Genomic DNA, 20,262 nt, shown 5'->3' on the forward strand with positions numbered 1-20,262 from the left:
ATACGAACTTATTTACTTTGAAGGCTTAATCTAAAAGATGTTTTAAACTTTGCTTTTCCCATATTTTAAATATTTACGTGGTATGGATAAAATAAAAAACACTTTTAAGTTTGTAAAATTTCTTTAAAATTATATGTGTTTCTTTTTAATTTTTAGAAATGTACGTTTTTTAAAAGGGGATTCGAAGTTTAAAGTCTTGACATTTGGAAATAGCTTTTTAGTAAATTGATTTATTGTGCAGCTTTTTTTGTTGCATAAAACGCGTTTGATAATGTGAACTTTTTAGTGATAGCATTTATTTTTTTCGCTGTTTTAGTCCAAGTTTTACTCCATTTTTGTTTTGTTGCGCAGTAAGTTTTTAAAAATAGTCGAGGTGTATTTTGAATGTTATTTTAAAAGACAATTCCCGCGAAAGCGAGAATTGTCAGTTTTTTATTCGTCATAACCCGCTGGTCTTTTAGAGCGAATGGGTGCTATTGGTTCTGCTTTTAGTTTGAACTCTTTTTCTTTTAGTAGCTTTAAAGCTTCTTCAACGGCTCTTTCTAATTGTGGATCTTTGCCCGATAAAACTTCTTTGGGATTTTGGTGTACTTCAATATCTGGCGCAACCCCTTCTCCTTCAACGGCCCAATTACCAGCTACGTCATAAAAGCCACCGCGAGGCGCAACCATTCTTCCACCATCAATAAAAGCAGGTGTATCCCAAGTTCCTACCAAACCTCCCCAAGTGCGAGTTCCAATTAAAGGACCTATCTTCTTCTCTTTAAACATGTAAGGAAGTAAATCTCCTCCAGAGCCTGCTCTCTCGTTAATCAGCATCACTTTTGGTCCCCAAATACCAGCCATTGGAGTGGTCCATGGTCTTCTGCTTTTCGTCTTACTATTGAAATAGCCAACTATATCTCGTGACATGATATCAATGATGTAATCTGCAGCAGACCCACCGCCGTTATTACGTTCATCTATAATTACTCCTTTTTTATCTTGCTGAGAAAAATAATACCGATTGAACGAAGTAAAACCAGGTTCACTGGTATTGGGTACATATACATAGGCCAATTTTCCATTTGAAAGTGCATTTACTTTTCTTCGATTACTTTCAATCCAATCGACAGACCTCAAACTACGTTCGTTAGATGTTGGTGTTATTAAAACTGTTCTTGCCTCTTTTTCAGACGGAATATCGTTCACTTTTATATAGATTTCTCTGCCTGCAGTTTGTTCCAATAAGAGATACGGATTCATTTTCGAAGTTAAGGAAACGCCATTAATAGCTAGTAAATAATCGCCTTCATGTACATTTATTCCTGGGGCGCCTAATGGAGCTGTAATCGTTGGATTCCATCGCTCTCCTTTGTATATTTTTTTAAATTGATAGCGTCCTCTATTTTTTTCTAAGTCGGCACCTAACAAACCAACCGGAACGCGATTTATATTTGGTAAATCTCCACCGGAAACATACGAATGCCCAATGGCAACTTCACCACTCATAATATCTACCACGTAATTTAAATCTGTTCTGTGTTTTACGTCATGTATCCAAGGAGCATACCATTTGTAAATAGCATCCCAAGGAGCACCATGTACATTGTCTACATATAAAAAATCACGCATGTAACGCCAACCTTCCTTAAATATTTGATGTGCTTCAGCTTTTGGATCTACTTTTATTTTTAGTGCTGTTTGTAACGACTCTTTTCCTGATTTTTCATCAGTACTATTTTCTAAACTCCAGACTCCTTTTTTAGAAATCAAAATGGAGTTTCTATCATTTGAAGCATTCATCGTTGAAACTTCGGTCGCAAATATTGTTGATTTTTCTTTAAGAACGTCATAACTTTGTAGGGTAAGACCTGGAGTGTTCTCAATTATTTCTGAGATAAATACTTTGTTTTTGGGTCCTTTTAATAAAGCAGTGTAGTTTCTCGCAGGTAACTTCAAAACTACTGCTCTGTCAAATATCCCATTCTCATCGATGCTTGTCTTGTTGTCTTTTAGATCTTTGGTATTCTCCTTAGCGTTTTTATTTTCGGTTTCAGTTGTTTCTATCTTTGCGAACTCTTCGTCTGTTTTTGGCAGTATTGGCGATTGCCCTTTGGAATCTAAAACGATACAGTAAAGAGATCTTGTAACACTTGAATCATACGAACTCATGTCTAACCAACCCGATTGTAAACCATAGTCTGTACTTGCTAATGTATATATATATTTTCCGGAGGCATCCCAAACTGGAGTGATAGCATCTGCAATTAGATCTGTAATTTGAATTGTTTTTTTAGTGCTTATTTGATAGGCATAGATCGACTTGAAATTGTTTTTGTTTTGCTTTGCATACGCGATCCAATCGCTATCTGGAGACCATTTAGGGTTCATGGTCCTGTTTGGGTGCGCATAGCCATCAGCAGCTACTTTTGTGATTTTTTTTGTTTTTAAGTTAAGAATCCAAATAACAAAATTTGTATCGGTGTACGCAATATGCTTTCCATCTGGAGACCAGTCTGGTTGGAAATAAAAAGTTGGATTTGGTAATTTTATGGTTTCTTGGTTAGCGCCATTTTGATCTGCAATGACCATTTGATATTCACCACTAGCATCTGAAAACCAGGCTACTTTATCTCCATTTGGAGACCATATAGGAGAACGGTCTGCAACTCCAGAGGAGTTCGTTAGATTTCTCCAAGTTCCATTTTTCTTGGGCACTGTAAAAATTTCTCCCCTGTACTCAAAAATAGCACGTTCCCCTTTGGGCGACACATTTGGATTGATTAGTTTTTTTCCAGGAACATCCATCCATCTTGTTCGAGAATAATTTAAGTCACCCTTTACACTAATGTTTATTTGTTTTGTTTCTTTTGTTTCTGGATTCAATAAGTGAAGAAAGCCAGCTTGCTCATAAATAATTTGATTTGAATTGGCATCAATATTCTTGACATCAAACTTTTTGTGAAACGTCATTTGTTCCTCTTTTTTGGTTTTTATATTGTAAGACCAAATATTTGCTGTATAATCTCTTTCAGAAATATAATATACATTTCCCTTGTACCAAATAGGGTTTACGTGTCGCTCTCCGTCTTTCTGAGGGGTTTTAGTAAGTTCTTTTGTCTCTAAATTAATAATCCATATGGGCATTGCTTGTCCGCCTCTGTAATTTCTCCATTCAGCATCCCAACTGGTAATAGGGGTATAGGCCATATAGGTGTTGTCTTCAGAAATTTTTCCATAAGCAGCTCTAGGAATACCAAATGCTTCAGGCATGCCACCAGCAGTAGAAACTGTGTAAAACGTGTTTGTTTGTGTGGGCTTAGATGCCCTATCTGAGCGAAATAGAATTTTTCCGTCTGGCGTCCATCCCTGTGCTACATCATTTGATGGATGATACGTTAATCTTTTTGGCTCTCCACCACTGGTGGAAACTAAAAAAATATCTGTATTTCCATCATATTGCGCTGTAAAGGCAATCCATTTGCCATCTTTTGAAAAGTGTGGATCTGTTTCAGAGCCGGCATCACTGGTTAATCGAATGGCATTGCCTCCCGCAATTCCTACCTTCCATAAATCGCCAGCATGCACAAAAGCAACTGTAGTTTGCGAGAGTGCGGGTTGTCTTAATAAACGGGTGTTTTGTGAATGACAATAAAGTACTACAAAAGTAAAAAAAAGTAATAGTTTTCTTTTCATAACGCGTATTATAGGAGTTTGCCTGGGAAGTTAGAGAAACCAATAGTAACTGGCCAAAAATATTTGTTAATTAACAGTATCGATTATTTCGCAAACAATTGTCCCATGTCTTTAAAAGCTTTAAATTCTAATGCATTATTTTCAGGATCATTAAAAAACATGGTTGCTTGTTCTCCTGTTTTTCCTTGAAAACGAATGCAAGGCGCAATTTCAAACTTTAGATCTGCCGTTCTTAATCGATCAGCGAGAGAATGCCAATCTTTCCAAGTTAAGACAACTCCAAAATGCGGCACAGGAACATCGTAACCGTCTACTGAATTTGATATTTTTTGTGGTTTAAAATCATCTTTTTGGTGGAGGACAAGTTGGTGTCCGAAAAAATCAAAATCTACCCAATCCGCTGTACTACGGCCTTCTACACATTTTAAAATATCGCGATAAAAAGCTCTACAATTTGCTAGATTTTGAACGGGAATTGCAAGGTGGAATGGTTGTATCATTTTTTTAGTTTCAGAATTTCAAGGTTTTGGAGTTTCAGTGTTGTAAAGGTGCTATTTTAAAAAGGTTGATTGTCTTAATTTTATCCCAGCAATACCGGTTGCTGTCTTTCTAAAACCCAATCGCTTTGTCATCTCCTCTTGGATCTGCACCTCCTTCTAGTTTTCCATTTGGGAGTATTAAAATTCCTTCCACCTTTCCAATTACGGGACTGTCTTTTTCGTTGATATTATAGCCTAATTTTTTTAATACGTCTGTTGTTCTTTTATTAAATTGGTTTGGTTCCATCATAATTACATCTGGCAACCATTGATGGTGAAATCGAGGTTGATTGATCGCTTCTTGCATTCCGAACCCAAATTCATGAACATTTAAAATAGTTTGTAATACAGAAGTAATAATGGTAGAACCTCCAGGTGTTCCAACAACCATCCAAAGTTTTCCATTTTTTTCTACGATTGTCGGTGTCATAGAACTCAACATTCTTTTTTCTGGAGCAATTTCATTTGCTTTTGCACCAATCAAACCAAACATATTTGGCACACCCGCTTTGCTCGAGAAATCGTTCATTTCATTGTTTAAAAAGAAACCTAATTCGTTCGAATATAATTTAGAACCATAGCCTGCATTTATTGTTGTAGTCGCAGAGATTGCATTCCCAAATTGATCTACAATAGAGTAATGGGTTGTTTCATCACTTTCTACCATTGCTATATTACCATGAGAAATATCAGCCGATTTTGTAGCTTTTTCGAAAGAAAAGTCATCCATTCTTCCATTGACATACGTTTTACTAATTAAAGTTTTTACGGGTATGTTTACAAAATCTGGATCTCCTAAAAAGAAACTTCTGTCTGCATAAGCACGTCTTTCTGCTTCCGTAATTACCTGAATTGCTTTGACTGAATTGTGGCCGTATTTGTCTAGATCATAGATCTCTATTCCGTTCATAATTTGTGCCAAGCAAATTCCGCCACTAGAGGGAGGAGACATCGAAATTATGTTTAAATCATCATATTTAAAAGCAATAGGAGTTCTCCATTTTGCTTCATATTTTGCCAAATCTTCAAGCGTCATAATTCCGCCATTCGCTTGTATAAATGCTGATAATTTTTTTGCCGTTTCCCCTTTGTAAAATTCATTTCTACCATTTTTTTGAATCCTGGTCAAAGTGGCTGCTAAAGCATGGTATTTTATGGTGTCATTTTCTTTCCAGTTTTTAGTAAATAAAATAGAATCTTTGTTGGCACGTAAAAATTGTGCTTGATAGCTTTTTATTTTTCCAGCTTGTTTTTTAGTAACAACGACGCCACGTTTAGCCAATGCGATTACAGGCTGTAAAAGTGTTTGCATGGGCATAGAACCAAATTTTCTGTGCACTTCAAAAACTCCAGCAATCGTTCCCGGAATTCCAACACCCATTGCGCCCAGTGTACTTTTTTCTGGAATAATAGTACCAGCAGCGTCTAAATACATGTTTTTTGAAGAGGCTAAAGGTGCTTTTTCTCTGTAATCTAAAGCTCCAGTTTCACCATTACTTTTTCTGTATACCATAAAACCACCACCACCAATATTACCTGCATATGGGTATGCAACTGCTAAAGCTAATTCTGTAGCAACCATTGCATCAAAAGCATTTCCGCCCTTTTTAAGAATGTCTGTACCAATTTTAGAAGCTTCCTCTCTAGCCGAGACAACCATTGCTTTTTCAGCGATGAAACCCGTGATTATTTCTTTATTCTTTGATGTTTTACAATTGAAAAGTAAAATTGAAAGTGCAATTAATAAAAATGTTTTTTTCATGTGGTCGTTTTAATTTTTGCTCATTTTATTTTTTTGAAATGCCTTTGTAAAGTGCTGGAGAAATCAATTTATCCTTCTAATGTGCCCTTATTTGTGGTTCGAAATGACAGTTAATTCTTTTGTTTTTTGATTCGTGTGAGCTATTAAATCCTTAAAAAATAATGTAAAATCTTCTTGAAGTTCGGTTTCTAAGTTTCGCAAATCTTCAATAGCTAAATTCATTTTAGATTTTCCTTTGGTGCGATGGTTCATACCGTTTAGAACTTTTTCAATACCATCTTTGTGTTTATAATTGAATAGTATATTATACTCAATCATGTACTTGATAAATTGTTGCGATTTTAAGGGTAAATCTAATTTTATTGTATCAAAGAAACTATAAATCGAACTTGTATAAACATCTAAAGGTGTTGCTGAGTAAGTAGACCAGTTTTTTGCCAAGAAATAATCGTAAAAAATATCGATGATAACACCATCATAATGCCGATACCGGGGATGTAAACGTCTTTTGCTTTTTCTGACAATTTCATGAGCGTCGGTAAAAGTATCTATTGCTCTGTGTAGAAAAATACCTTGCTGAATTTCTTTGGAAAAGCTTTTGTAATTATTTCCTCTAATATGATCTGCAATAAAATTGCCAATCATAATATTGTTGTTGTTTTCTGAAAGGTAAAGGTGTGCTAGAAAGTTCAATAGAAATGTTTTATAATTTTAAAAGTAGTTTATTCTTACTTAATACTTGCATATGCGACCCAATGTTTTTGAGTTGCAATGGCAGTGGTTCCCATGCTTAGATCTTCAACGTGTATCAATTGGCGATCGATGCTGGAAGCGTAAGCTAATAAGTCTCCGGTCAATGAAACTTTACTTTGTAAAAGATTCAGTTTGTTTGCAAAAGCCAATCCAAAAGGAACAGAATATCTGCCACACCACACCCATTTATATTCTTTGTAGTTGTTTTCTTGAACGGTTTCTTTTGTGAAGTTCTCTATTTTATTCATTGAAATTTCTCCAGTTAAAAAGTCATGTATCAATCGCTTATCGTGATGTATCGCTTTTTCTGTTCCTATGCTATCCACGCCATAGGGAGCTAAGTTTTTACCCCAATTTTCGGTTCCATAATGCACTGCATCATTGGAAATTACGATGGCTACATCTTTTCCGAAATGTAAATTATTGGCTTTTAAAATACTTGAAACTACCGTACTTAAATTTGTGCTTATGGCTTTGATAGTTTCGTAATTGATGTATGGAATTAAAATGGGTACAATTTCAACATTGCGGTTTTTTTTTGTAAAAAAGGAACAATAGCTTCTAATGAATGTTCTAACGTTTGCATGCCGTCATGAACAACAAAGCTCTCTTTAGATAGTTTTTCTTGAATTTTAGTATTCAAATCAGACACCTTAAGTTTTCCATAAGGCGTTTTCCAATGTGTAAAACTCCCGAAGATAATTTTATCTTGTAATTTATAATTTCGAGCTTTGTGGGCAACACCTATCAAAATTACTGTTTTTGCGTTGATACCTGTTAACGAAGTGTGGTATAGTTTACCTGCATATTTATAATCGTCATGCGGAGAAATAACAGTTTTCCAAGTTTTGCTATTTGGTGTGTCTTTTAGGTGCAGTCTGTTGTAGATGGTATCTAATTGCCAATCATATTGTGCAAAACCAATTGTGTCGTGAACTGGTCTCAGGAACTCTTTGGCATTGGTGTTTTTTTTAGTACAACTAACAGCAAGTAAAATGGTGATTAACAGGACTGTTTTTTTCATATTTTAAATGTATTAAAAAACCACAACTAAAGGTTGTGGTTTTTTAATAGTTTGGTGTATCCACTTTTCTAAAAAAAAAAGTATTTTCTAAGTTAACTGTTTAACATTACAGGCATCACTAACATGGTCACTTGCTCCCCTTCATCAGTGCCATCAATAGGAGTTAAAATTCCCGCTCTATTGGGTAATGACATTTCAATCAAAACTTCTGTAGAACTCAAGTTACTCAGCATTTCACTTAAAAAGCGAGAGTTGAATCCAATTTGCATGTCATCTCCTTGATAATCGCAACTTAAACGTTCGTCAGCTTTGTTTGCAAAATCTAAGTCTTCAGCAGAAATATTTAATTCCGTTCCTGCCATTTTTAAACGAATCTGATGTGTGGTTTTACTAGAGAAAATAGAAACACGTCTTACAGAGTTTAAAAACGAAGCTCTATCAACGGTTAATTTATTTGGATTCTCTTTTGGAATTACAGCTTCGTAATTAGGATATTTTCCATCAATTAAACGGCATACTAAAACAATGTTGTCAAAAGTGAATTTTGCATTTGCGTCATTGTATTCGATGGTAACATCGCTATCAGATCCTCCTAAAATCCCTTTTAATAAATTTAAAGGTTTCTTCGGCATAATGAATTCTGCAGTTTGATCTGCAGTGACGTCTGTTCTCGAGTATTTTACTAGTTTATGTGCATCCGTTGCAACAAAAGTTAAGCTTTGCGAGCTAAACTGAAAAAAGACACCGCTCATCACTGGGCGTAAATCATCATTTCCAGCAGCAAAGATTGTCTTTGAGATTGCAGTTCCTAAAATATTTGCAGGAATTACTGTTTTGCTTGGTGAGGGCAATGAAAGCGCTTTTGGAAATTCATCTCCACCAAAATAAGCCATGTCATATTTTCCTTGATCAGAGCTAATTTCTATTGTATTTGCGCCCTCTGTCTTAAAGGTAAGAGGTTGGTCTGGAAATGTTTTTAAGGTATCTAATAACAAACGTGCAGAGACTGCAATAGAACCAGTACTGTCACTCTCTACAGTAACAACAGAACTCATCGTAGTTTCTAAATCAGAGGCAGATATTTTCAAATTATTTTCAGACAATTCAAACAAAAAGTTGTCTAAAATTGGCAGTGTGTTGTTGCTATTTATAACGCCTCCTAAAACTTGTAATTGTTTTAATAGTTGCGAACTAGATACAATAAATTTCATGTAATTTGTTTTCTTTGTGTTCTACAAATATATTCTAAAAAAGTGACTTTAAAAATTAATTTATCAACAGGTTTTTATTACTATTTACAACCGCTTTTAAACGTTATAATTTTGTTAACACCTTTTTTTAGGGATGTAATAGGTTATTTTTGTTTCGCAGTAATTTTATGATATGAAAAAGATTTTTTTTAACACACTTTCGTTTTTGCTTATTTGTTTTAGTACATGTGGTCAAAAGCCTTTAAAATTAAATTCTAATGAAATTTATGAGAGCGTACAAAAACTCAACTTTTTAGGTTCCGTTTTGTACATCGCAGCGCATCCAGATGATGAAAATACGCGGTTAATTTCTTTTTTATCAAATACCGTAAAAGCAAGAACAGGCTATTTATCTTTAACAAGAGGAGATGGGGGTCAGAATTTAATAGGTCCAGAAATTAGAGAGCTTTTAGGAGTTATTAGAACACAAGAACTCTTGGCAGCAAGAAGAATTGATGGGGGTTCGCAGTTTTTTACAAGAGCCAATGATTTTGGTTATTCCAAACATCCAGACGAGACGCTTGAAATTTGGAATAAAAAGGAGGTTTTAAGTGATGTGGTTTGGGCAATAAGAACCTTTAAACCCGATATTATTATTAATAGATTCAATCATCGAACTCCGGGAACCACACACGGCCACCACACAGCTTCTGCAATGCTGAGTGTCGCTGCTTTTGACCTTGCGAACGACTCCAAGCAGTATACTTCTCAATTAAAATATGCGGACATTTGGGAGTCCAAAAGATTATTTTTTAATACTTCTGCTTGGTTTTATAAGACCAAAGAAGAGTTTGATAGAGCAACAAAAGGAAAACTTACCTCGTTTGACGTAGGTACCTATTATCCTTTGAAAGGACATTCTAATAATGAACTCGCAGCGCTGGCTAGCAGTCAGCATTTATCTCAAGGTTTTGGCCGGGTTACTTCAAGAGGAGAGGAGCGCGAATATGTCGAATTTTTGAAAGGTAGCAGTCTTAGAGACAAGAGCGATATTTTTTCAGGAATTAATACAACCTGGAACCGTGTTAAAGCTGGTGGAGAAATAGGAGAGATTTTATACGAAATTGAAGATAATTTTGACTTTATAAATCCAGCGAAACACATTCCGAAATTGATGGAAGCTTATCTTTTAATCCAAGATTTAGAAGATGCACATTGGCGCACTGTTAAAGAGCAACAAATTAAAGAGATTATTGAAGCATGCGCTGGTTTGTATTTGGAGGGATCGGCAGAGAGTGCCACAGGAGCTCCAGGTTCGAAAGTAGCCGTCAATTTTGAGGTTTTGAATAGGTGTGGTGCCGCTATTGAGTTGATTTCAATACATTCTACAATTGACAAGAAGACAGTGATTAAAGAGTTGGATTTGGAGCGAAACAAAAAAATGAACTTTAAAGAAATGATCACTTTGAATACCGCGAAGTACTCGGATCCTTATTGGTTACAAAAACGAGCTTCTTTGGGAATGTATCGGGTAGATGACCAGAATTTAATTGGGAATGCAGAAACCGAAAGACCCGTAAAAATTCATTTTAATTTAAGCATTGATGAAGTTTTAATTACGTTTACAAAAGAGGTCGTACGAAGATACTCAGAAAGTGACAAAGGCGAGGTTTATGAACCCTTTGAAATCGTGCCAGAAGTAACTACAAAATTAAAAAATAAAGTACTTATTTTCTCTGACAATACTCCCCAAAAAGTGGTGGTCGAAATTCGCGCAGGAGCGAATACAGTGGAGGGTACAGTGCGTTTAAAAGTGCCAGAGCAATGGAACGTTTTTCCAAAAGAAATTCCTTTTAAGATCCGACAAAAAAAAGATAGCCAAGTGGTTGTATTCTCGATTACACCACCAAAGAATAAAGCGGAAGGAATTGTCGAAGTGATTGCGACTTCCGTAGATAAAAACTACACGAAGGAGTTGGTGGAAATTAATTATGAACACATTCCAAAACAAACAGTTTTGACGGATTCTCAGGCAAAAATAGTGCGTTTAAATATTAAAAAAGTTGGAAATCATATCGGCTATATTCAAGGCGCTGGAGATGCAGTCCCAGAGAGTTTGCGTCAAATTGGATACAAAGTGACTATCATAAAACCAGCAGCAATAGATGGAGAAAATCTAAACCGCTATGACGCTATTGTGTTAGGAGTTCGCGCTTATAATGTCTTAAAGGAATTAAAGTTTAAGCAAAAATATTTGTTAGCATATGTGGAAAAAGGAGGAAATATGATTGTGCAATACAATACCAATAGAAATGTAGATGTTGCGGCCCCTTTTGCACTTCAACTTTCTCGAGACAGAGTTACAGACGAGTCTTCAGTAGTGCGGGTATTAGCAAAAGAACATCCTTTATTAAATTTCCCCAATAAAATTACTGACGCTGATTTTGAGGGCTGGGTGCAAGAACGAGGGTTGTATTTTCCAGACAATTGGAGCACAGAGTACACACCAATTCTATCGATGAATGACAAAGGAGAACCGGCCAAGAATGGCAGTTTATTAGTCGCTAAATACGGAAAGGGCAATTATATTTATACTGGTTTAAGCTTTTTTAGAGAGTTGCCCGCAGGAGTTTCAGGTGCTTATAAATTATTTGCAAATATGTTAGCTTTAGGGAAACAAGGAGCAGCGAATTAAAGTGCTAAGGAACCTGCATAATAAATTTTTAACTTAGTAAATAAATGAGGATTTTTTATCTATTTGCTGAGAAAAATAGGAATATTAAATTCAATATAGGAAGTATGGATTCTTGCGAAAATAGAAATTCAGAAACACAATAGTTGTTTTTTTTATGCAACACACAGAAAATGAAGAATAGCCAATAGAAGTATTATCGATAGCACTTTTTCTTCGGAAAGTAGAGCGTCTTCGAACGCTTCGAGTTCTTTTAGTCGTGAGCGCTCGTGTTGTATTTTTTACGGGATGTGTTTTGAGAACAATCCAAAAAATCGAGCAGCGAAAAGAGGAAGTAGTTTTTAAAATTAAAGCACTATGAAAGAACAAAAGTATGTCTGGAAAAAGGAGTATTCATTCGTTTTAATAGCAAATGTGTTTTACATTATTGCGTTTTATTTTATTACCGCTTACTTTAACTTTTAGTTTGATGGAAATAGAAAGTAAGTTGCATGCCGTAGATTGGATCATTTTGGCCATTACTTTAATTTTTATAGTGGCTTATGGCACCTATACTACTCGGAAACACGCCAGCGTTGCTGATTATATAAAGGGCGGAAATGATTCTAGATGGTGGACTATTGGATTGTCTGTAATGGCCACACAAGCGAGTGCCATTACTTTTTTGTCAACTCCAGGGCAGGCCTTTCACAGTGGAATGGGCTTTGTCCAATTTTATTTCGGATTGCCCATTGCTATGATTATTATTTGTGTGGTTTTTATCCCTATTTATCACAAATTAAAAGTGTACACCGCTTATGAGTTTTTAGAAGGACGATTTGATTTGAAAACAAGGAGTTTGGCAGCAATTCTATTTTTGATTCAAAGAGGACTTGCTGCAGGGATTACTATTTTTGCTCCTGCAATCATATTATCGGCAGTTTTAGGTTGGGATTTATTAACTCTAAATATTATCATCGGGTTTTTAGTAATTGTATACACAGTATCTGGAGGAACAAAAGCTGTAAATGTAACGCAGAAGCAACAAATGATTATCATTTTTATAGGAATGGTCATCTCTTTTTGTATCATTATGAATCAGCTTCCAGCGGATATTACATTTTCAAAAGCATTAGATATTGCAGGTGCAAGTGGAAAAATGAAAGTACTAGATTTCTCCACGGATTTAAGTAATCGATATACTATATGGACTGGGATTCTTGGAGGTACTTTTTTAATGTTGTCTTATTTTGGAACAGATCAAAGTCAGGTACAGCGATATTTGTCTGGAAAATCAGTAAGAGAAAGTCAATTAGGCTTAATTTTTAATGGGCTCTTAAAGGTACCGATGCAGTTTTTTATTTTATTAATAGGGGTGATGGTCTTTGTTTTTTACCAATTCAACCCTTCGCCATTAAATTTCAATCCAGGTGTAAATGACGAAGTATTAAAGTCTAAATATAGCTCCGAATATCAACAATTAGAGGCTGCACATGCTGAAATAGAAAACACTAAAAAGCTATTATTTTCAAACGGTTTTCAAGAGGAAGAACAGCAGCAAGTTTTAGAGCTAAACCAACGCGACTTTCTTTTAAAAGAAAAATCTAAATTGATTATTGACAAGATTGATGAAGAAAACACACTTGATAAAATTGAGTCTAACGACAAAGATTATGTGTTTATTTATTTCATTTTAAACAATTTACCGAGGGGTTTAATTGGTTTGTTATTGGCTGTAATTTTATCTGCGGCAATGTCCTCTACAGCGTCAGAGTTGAACGCATTAGCAAGCACAACGGCAATGGATTTATACAAGCGAAATGTTAGAGGAGAAAAAAGTGATGCGCATTATGTAAAAGCGTCTAAATGGTTTACGCTGGCATGGGGAGTTGTTGCAATTTCAGTCGCTTGTGTGGCTAATTTATTTGAAAATTTAATAGAGTTGGTTAATATTATAGGGTCTATCTTCTACGGAAATGTTTTAGGGATTTTCTTGTTGGCATTTTTCTTTAAAAAAGTAAATGGGAATGCTGTGTTTAAAGCAGCTTTAATAACACAAGTTTTAATTTGTTTCATTTTTTACTTTGGAATTTATAATTTAGAGTCTCAGGGCTTAGATCCAATTGTGAGTTATTTATGGTTGAATTTTATTGGTTGTATTTTAGTCTCTTTTTTCTCCTTGTTATTTGTCTTTAAATCGATGAACCATCAAAGTAAATCTGTTTTAATAGTTACTTCTTTGGCAATTTTAAAAAGTGCTTATGACATTGTATATCAAGATTCTTTAAACCTTACTCACGTGTTCACTCTAATTTTTCTATTTTTCTTTCTCGGGTTCTTTAATATTGATAAAAAAGCTATCAATGAAAAACGATAATATCAAAAAAATACGCTGGGGCATTATTGGTCTTGGAAATATTGCAGCTAAATTTGCGACTGATTTAGCGAAATTAGAAAATGTAACATTGGTTGCAGTTGCTTCCAGGAATCCGCACAAAGCAGCTGAATTTGCAGCGCAGCACCATTCGCAAAAAGCATACAATTCGTATGATGAATTGCTGAAAGATCCTGAAGTTGATGCCGTTTATATTGCAACTCCACACAGTTTTCATAAAGAGCATACAATGCTTTGTTTGCAAAATAAAAAGGCCGTTTTATGCGAAAAACCGCTTGCTATGAATGCTTCAGAGGTTCTTGAGATGATTGCACTTGCCAAGGAAAATAATGTATTGCTGATGGAAGCGCTTTGGACAGCTTTTTTACCTCACTTCATCTATATTGTAGCTCTTGTTGAAAGCGAAAAGTTTGGAAAGTTAAAAAACGTGGATGCAGATTTTGGTTTTCTCCGAGAATTTGATAATGAAAATAGATTGTTTAAGAAAGCGTTGGGAGGTGGCAGTTTATTAGATATTGGAATTTATCCAGTTTTTGCAGCACTGGCTACTTTAGGGACACCCAATACAATCGATGCAAAAGCTACGTTTTTTGAAAATGGCGCAGATTCGAGTTGTGCAATGATATTTCACTATGAAAATGCAAAAGCAACCTTAAAAAGTACGCTTATGGAAGAGACTAAGACAGAGGCAGTTTTTAAATTTGACAAAGCAATTGTTAAAATTAATGGGCAATTTCATGAACCTTCAACAGTGATGGTCAGTCAGAATAATAAGGAGGAATTAATCAATTTTAATTACAAAACAATTGGTTACAATTATGAGGCAGAACACTTTAGCCAATTACTCAGAGAAAATAAAACAGAAAGTAAAATTATGTCTTTCGACCGTTCTTTAAAAATAATTCAAACACTAGACAAAGTTCGGGAAATAATTGGTTTACAATACGGCTCTTAACGTGCGCGTAAAATATGATTCTTATTTGTCAATAGAATCGTTTGGCATAACAATTGAGTTTTATTAAGGAAGAACAGACCCTTTTTTAGTGTAATAAATTGATATTCAGTGATTTAATAAACAAGATACAGTCGTTGTTTTTTTTTATTTAAAAAACCAATGTCAGTATGACAGATATATAAAAAATGAGCAAACCAAAAATAATGAGATTAGACAATTTGTCGCTTCAAAGTATGTTGAACGAAGATTCAGAGTTAATTCCTTTGATGACTCCGGAAGATGAGGAAATTATTAACAAAGAAAGCGTACCTGCGATTTTACCTATTTTACCATTAAGAAATACCGTTTTATTTCCGGGAGTAGTAATTCCTATAACTGCGGGAAGAGATGCGTCTATTCAGCTAATTAAAGATGCCAACAAAGGAGATAAGGTAATCGGCGTGGTCGCACAAAGAAATGAGGATGAAGAAGAGCCAACTTTAAAGGATATTCATACTACGGGTGTAGTTGCCCAAATCTTACGTGTGCTAAAAATGCCCGATGGGAATACAACCGTAATTATTCAAGGCAAGAAGCGTTTTGAAATAGAGACCATTATTCAGGACAAGCCTTATTTGAAAGCAACGGTAAGAGAGGCAATCGAAGACAAAGAAATAGACGACGAGAAGGAGTTCGAAGCCATTATAGAGTCGATAAAAGAGCAAGCTTTAGAAGTGATTAAGGAGAATCCAATGTTGCCATCAGAGGCATCGTTTGCTATCAAAAACATAAAATCAGATTCGTTTTTGGTGAACTTTATTTCTTCAAATATGGATTTATCAGTTGCTCAGAAGCAGGTGATTTTAGAAAAAGATAATTTGAAAGAACGCGCTTTATTGGCGTTAAAAAATTTAAATAAAGAGCTTCAGAAGTTGCAATTGCGCAATGATATTCAATCTAAAACACGTGAAGATTTAGACCAACAACAGCGAGAATACTATCTACATCAGCAGTTGAAAACTATTCAAGAAGAATTGGGTGGTGTTTCAAATGATGAGGAGTTGGAGGACATGCGAACGCAAGCAAAATCTAAAAAATGGTCTAAGGAAGTAGGTACTATTTTTGAAAAAGAGCTAAATCGTTTAAAGAGAATGAATCCGCAAGCGGCAGAATACGGGGTACAGCGAAGTTATTTAGAGCTGATGTTAGAACTGCCTTGGGGTGTTTATTCAGAGGATAAGTTCAATTTAAAACACGCGACAAAAGTACTGGATAGAGATCATTTTGGTCTGGAAGAGGTAAAGGATAGAATCATTGAGCATTTGGCAGTTTTAAAGCTAAGAGGAGATATGAAATCTCCAATTATCTGTTTATATGGCCCTCCAGGAGTTGGTAAAACATCTTTAGGGAAATCCGTTGCAGAAGCTTTAGGACGCAAATATGTAAGAATGTCTTTAGGTGGTTTGCGTGATGAAGCAGAAATTCGCGGACATCGAAAAACATATATTGGGGCCATGCCAGGGCGTTTAATACAGAATCTAAAAAAGTCAGGAACCTCAAATCCTGTCTTTGTTTTGGATGAAATTGACAAATTAGGCCAGAGCAATCAAGGGGATCCCTCTTCAGCAATGTTAGAAGTTTTAGATCCAGAGCAAAACGAGTCTTTTTACGACAACTATTTAGAAGTAGGATACGATTTATCGAAAGTACTTTTCATTGCTACTGCCAATAATTTAGGTCAAATTCCTTGGGCGTTGCGAGATCGCATGGAGATTATAAATGTATCAGGTTATACGATTGAAGAAAAAACAGAAATAGGCAAAAGACATTTGTTACCAAAACAATTAAAAGAGCATGGCTTAACAGCGAAACACTTAAAGTTAGGTAGAAAGCAATTGGAACAAATTGTAGAAGGATATACTCGGGAGTCGGGAGTGCGTGGTTTGGAAAAGAAAATTGCAAAAGTAGTCCGGTTTGCCGCAAAATCAATCGCCTTAGAAGAAGATTATGATATTGCCTTGACGAGTGAGAAGGTAGAAGCTATTCTGGGAACTCCGAGATTTAGAGATAAATTCGAAAGTAATGAGGTTGCCGGAGTTGTTACTGGTTTGGCTTGGACCCAAGTTGGAGGAGATATTTTATTTATAGAATCTATTTTATCCAAAGGAAAAGGAGCCCTTTCTATTACTGGAAATTTAGGAACGGTAATGAAGGAATCCGCAACAATTGCCTTGCAGTATATAAAAGCGAATGCAGATGAGTTTGGAATCGAGCCAGAGGTGCTAGAAAAGTACAATGTACACATACATGTGCCGGAAGGAGCCACTCCAAAAGATGGACCAAGTGCAGGTATTACCATGTTAACTTCTTTAGTTTCTTCGTTTACACAGCGAAAAATTAAAAATAAATTAGCCATGACTGGTGAAATTACGTTGCGTGGAAAAGTGTTGCCAGTAGGTGGAATTAAAGAAAAAATATTGGCTGCAAAAAGAGCAAATATTAAAGAAATAATTTTGTGCGAAGACAACCGAAAAGATATCTTGGAAATAAAAGAAAGTTATTTGAAAGGATTGACATTTCATTATGTTTCCGACATGAAACAGGTGATTGCCTTGGCACTTACAAAGCAGAAAGTACAAAATGCTAAGAAATTAGTATAACTTAGGAGCCTCCTTTTGGAGGCTTTTTTTTTGAAAACTTAGAGACGATTTTAGTAAAGATTGTTTTTTAATAAAGGAATCTAGATTTCTATATAGCCAAACTTGTGAACCTCATTGTCTCCACTTTGAATTTATTGTATAAGCAAGTTTTTTTAAAAGTCAAATTGACTTTAAAAAAAGAGCTGTTTTTTTTAAATAAAAGAATAGCCTTATCTTTAACTTTCATAAAGAGCGCAACCCTTAATTTGGTGTCAAACGTTTAAAACTCAATAATTGGCGTTCTGTGGGTATTTTAGTGTTCAATAAAAGAGAGAGGTAGCAGGTTTTTAGAGCTATTTTAGTTTTGTTTTTAAAGCTTTTGGGCATACAATAAAATTTAACAGAAATTTAAAATGAGGTACAATAAAAGATTTCAAATAGCAATGCTGGCATTGCTGCTTTGTTTTTTCTCTTTTTCTTGCATTTCCAATGTGGAAGAGCAGTTAGAAGAGCTTACAGAGGTAAGCGCTAAGCTTTCATATATAGACGAGGTACAACCAATTTTAGCAGCCAGGTGTTTGTCTTGTCATTCAACAGGAGGGAGCTTTCCAGATATTTCCAATTTCGAAAAAGTAAAAACGCATGCGGGTGCTATTCGAGAACAGGTTGTTAGCGGTCTAATGCCAAGAGGAGCTCCGTTGACGAAATCACAAATAAAAAGCATTGTAGATTGGGTGAATGCAGGTGCTTTAGACAATTAAAAGAATAGGTATGAGTGCAAAAAAAAAAGTTAGTTTTGGAATTTTACTTTTATTTTTTTTCGGAGCAATTATTGGATATAAAATTTACAACAAACCACATGTAAATGTTGCGCAAGAAAAAGCTGCAATTGTAAGCACGGCATCTAAGATTTTAGAAGACTTTTCTTCTGACGAGACTGCGGCGAATTTAAAGTATTTAGGAAAGATTCTTCAAGTAAATGGAGTGATTGCTAAAATAGAGAGGGTCCAGAGTAAATGTAGCATTACGTTAGAAACAGGTGCTGTTTTTGGAGCTGTGCTTTGTACGCTAACAATAGAAGAATCAGCACAAAAAAGAGCCTTACAATTGGGTCAAGAAATACAGTTAAAAGGAATTTGTACAGGTTTTTTAATGGATGTAATTCTCGTCAAATGTATTATTTTAGATTAAAACAGAAAAGAGAATGAAAAATACGTATATTTTATTGCTTTGCCTTTTTTTAACGACGCTTGTGAGTGGTCAAGAGCGATTCTTAACAAAGACGGGAACTATTTCCTTTTTTTCTAAATTGCCATTGGAAAATATTCAAGCCGAAAATAGCCAGGTTTTGAGTATTGTAGATGCAACAAGTGGACAAATGGCAATAGCTATTTTGATGCAGTCCTTTTTGTTCGAAAAAGCACTCATGCAAGAGCATTTTAATGAGAATTATGTAGAATCAGACAAGTATCCAAAAGCAACCTTTAAAGGAAATATTATCGATTTTAAGAGTATTGGAGTTGTAGAAAAGAAAGTACAAGTAGTGGGCATGTTAGAAATACACAATGAATCAATAGAAATTACAATTGACGCGCTTGCCACGAAAACGGCAGACACTCTTGTAATGACAGGAGCGTTTTATATTAACTTATCCGACTTTGCAGTGGATATTCCTTCGATTGTGCGAAATAAAATAGCTCAAAAAATAAAGATTAGTTTTCTATTCAATCACAAACCTTATAAAAAATAAGCAATGAAAAACTACTTCATGATATTCGCTGTGCTTTTGTGCAGCTTTCAGCTTTCGGCTCAAGATTTATTGGATATTTTAGATAAAGAGACTCCGAAAGTAGACAACGTGGTTACTGCAACATTCAAGGGAACTCGGATTGTGAACGGACATTCTATAAAGAATAGAAAAAGTAAAGAGTTAGAGTTTATTATTGCGCATCGCTTTGGACGTGTAAATACTGGTTTTGGAGAACTTTTTGGCCTTGACCAAGCAAACATACGTTTTGCTTTTGAATATGGGTTAACAGACGATTTAACAGCGGGTTTGGGAAGAAGTAGTTATGAGAAGACCTATGATGGTTATTTGAAGTATGCACTCATAAAACAGAAAGAAGGAGTACATCATTTCCCTTTTGCAGTGTCTCTTTTTGGCAGTATTGCTGCGAAAAGCCAAAAAGCAATTGTTGGTAGTGAACGGACGTTTGCAGAGAGTTTGTATTATGTGGGACAAATTTTAATAGCAAAAAAAATAAACGCTTCCTTTTCATTTCAATTAACGCCTACCTATGTACATCGAAATTTAACGACTATCGATGCAGATCCTCACGATATTTTTGCCTTGGGTTTTGGAACGCGTCTTAAATTGAATAAAAGAGTTTCTTTGAATGCAGAATATTATTGGCAATTTGATAAGTTAGTATCGATAGCAGCGAGAAATTCGCTGGCTTTTGGTATCGATATCGAAACGGGTGGGCATGTATTTCAAATTATCTTATCCAATTCAATTACGATGATTGAGAAAAGCTTTATCACAGAAACCACAGGGAACTTTTTTGCGGGAGATATTCATTTAGGATTTAATCTTTCTAGGACATTCTAGCAGGATCCTATAGGGGGAAGCGCAAATGCAAATACCATTTGTATCAGCAAAAAAAAGGTGCGCTAC

General features: G+C 35.2%; 13 protein-coding genes and 1 pseudogene. 8 read left to right on the plus strand and 6 right to left on the minus strand.

Annotated elements, in window-relative coordinates:
* Nucleotides 1-432 precede the first annotated feature (432 nt).
* The 6 genes and pseudogenes from PI23P_RS08155 to dnaN form a co-directional block, all read right to left on the minus strand.
* The gene (locus tag PI23P_RS08155) at nt 433-3,678 is read right to left on the minus strand and encodes a S41 family peptidase (RefSeq protein WP_004570324.1); all 3,246 of its coding nucleotides are present in this window, start codon (nt 3,676-3,678) and stop codon (nt 433-435) included.
* Between the two features lie 83 nt (nt 3,679-3,761).
* Nucleotides 3,762-4,178 carry a VOC family protein gene (locus PI23P_RS08160; protein WP_004570325.1) on the minus strand — a complete coding sequence of 139 codons (417 nt, stop codon included), beginning with the start codon at nt 4,176-4,178 and terminating at the stop codon, nt 3,762-3,764.
* A gap of 109 nt (nt 4,179-4,287) precedes the next feature.
* The gene (ggt, locus tag PI23P_RS08165; RefSeq protein ID WP_004570326.1) at nt 4,288-5,979 is read right to left on the minus strand and encodes a gamma-glutamyltransferase; all 1,692 of its coding nucleotides are present in this window, start codon (nt 5,977-5,979) and stop codon (nt 4,288-4,290) included.
* Nucleotides 5,980-6,066: 87 nt separating this feature from the next.
* The gene (locus PI23P_RS08170; protein WP_437438059.1) at nt 6,067-6,672 is read right to left on the minus strand and encodes an acyl carrier protein phosphodiesterase; all 606 of its coding nucleotides are present in this window, start codon (nt 6,670-6,672) and stop codon (nt 6,067-6,069) included.
* 35 nt (nt 6,673-6,707) lie between these two features.
* Nucleotides 6,708-7,756 (minus strand): annotated as a pseudogene (gene amrB, locus PI23P_RS12910) (AmmeMemoRadiSam system protein B).
* Between the two features lie 92 nt (nt 7,757-7,848).
* Nucleotides 7,849-8,967 carry a DNA polymerase III subunit beta gene (gene dnaN, locus PI23P_RS08180; RefSeq protein ID WP_004570331.1) on the minus strand — a complete coding sequence of 373 codons (1,119 nt, stop codon included), beginning with the start codon at nt 8,965-8,967 and terminating at the stop codon, nt 7,849-7,851.
* Nucleotides 8,968-9,139: 172 nt separating this feature from the next.
* Here dnaN and PI23P_RS08185 point away from each other — a divergent pair, with 172 nt between their 5' ends.
* The 8 genes from PI23P_RS08185 to PI23P_RS08220 all read left to right on the plus strand — a co-directional run bounded on the left by PI23P_RS08185 (nt 9,140) and on the right by PI23P_RS08220 (nt 20,196).
* Nucleotides 9,140-11,641 (plus strand): PIG-L family deacetylase, encoded by a 2,502-nt coding sequence (locus PI23P_RS08185; protein WP_004570332.1) that lies wholly within the window; start codon nt 9,140-9,142, stop codon nt 11,639-11,641.
* Between the two features lie 466 nt (nt 11,642-12,107).
* A complete protein-coding gene (locus tag PI23P_RS08190; protein ID WP_004570333.1) occupies nt 12,108-13,994 on the plus strand; it encodes a sodium:solute symporter family protein in 1,887 nt (628 codons plus the stop codon).
* Nucleotides 13,981-14,967 carry a Gfo/Idh/MocA family protein gene (locus tag PI23P_RS08195; protein WP_004570334.1) on the plus strand — a complete coding sequence of 329 codons (987 nt, stop codon included), beginning with the start codon at nt 13,981-13,983 and terminating at the stop codon, nt 14,965-14,967. The genes PI23P_RS08190 and PI23P_RS08195 overlap by 14 nt, the downstream gene beginning before the upstream one ends.
* 185 nt (nt 14,968-15,152) lie before the next feature.
* Nucleotides 15,153-17,606 carry an endopeptidase La gene (gene lon / locus PI23P_RS08200; protein WP_004570335.1) on the plus strand — a complete coding sequence of 818 codons (2,454 nt, stop codon included), beginning with the start codon at nt 15,153-15,155 and terminating at the stop codon, nt 17,604-17,606.
* A 392-nt stretch (nt 17,607-17,998) separates the two neighbouring features.
* Nucleotides 17,999-18,346: a cytochrome c gene (locus PI23P_RS08205; RefSeq protein ID WP_004570336.1), complete on the plus strand. Its 348-nt coding sequence runs from the start codon at nt 17,999-18,001 to the stop codon at nt 18,344-18,346.
* A 10-nt stretch (nt 18,347-18,356) separates the two neighbouring features.
* The gene (locus tag PI23P_RS08210) at nt 18,357-18,776 is read left to right on the plus strand and encodes an OB-fold protein (RefSeq protein ID WP_004570337.1); all 420 of its coding nucleotides are present in this window, start codon (nt 18,357-18,359) and stop codon (nt 18,774-18,776) included.
* 13 nt (nt 18,777-18,789) lie between these two features.
* Nucleotides 18,790-19,335 (plus strand): YceI family protein, encoded by a 546-nt coding sequence (locus tag PI23P_RS08215; RefSeq protein WP_004570338.1) that lies wholly within the window; start codon nt 18,790-18,792, stop codon nt 19,333-19,335.
* A gap of 3 nt (nt 19,336-19,338) precedes the next feature.
* Complete coding sequence (locus tag PI23P_RS08220) at nt 19,339-20,196, plus strand: DUF5777 family beta-barrel protein (protein WP_004570339.1); 858 nt, start codon at nt 19,339-19,341, stop codon at nt 20,194-20,196.
* Nucleotides 20,197-20,262 lie beyond the last annotated feature (66 nt).

Source organism: Polaribacter irgensii 23-P (genome assembly GCF_000153225.1).
Classification (GTDB): Bacteria; Bacteroidota; Bacteroidia; order Flavobacteriales; family Flavobacteriaceae; genus Polaribacter; species Polaribacter irgensii.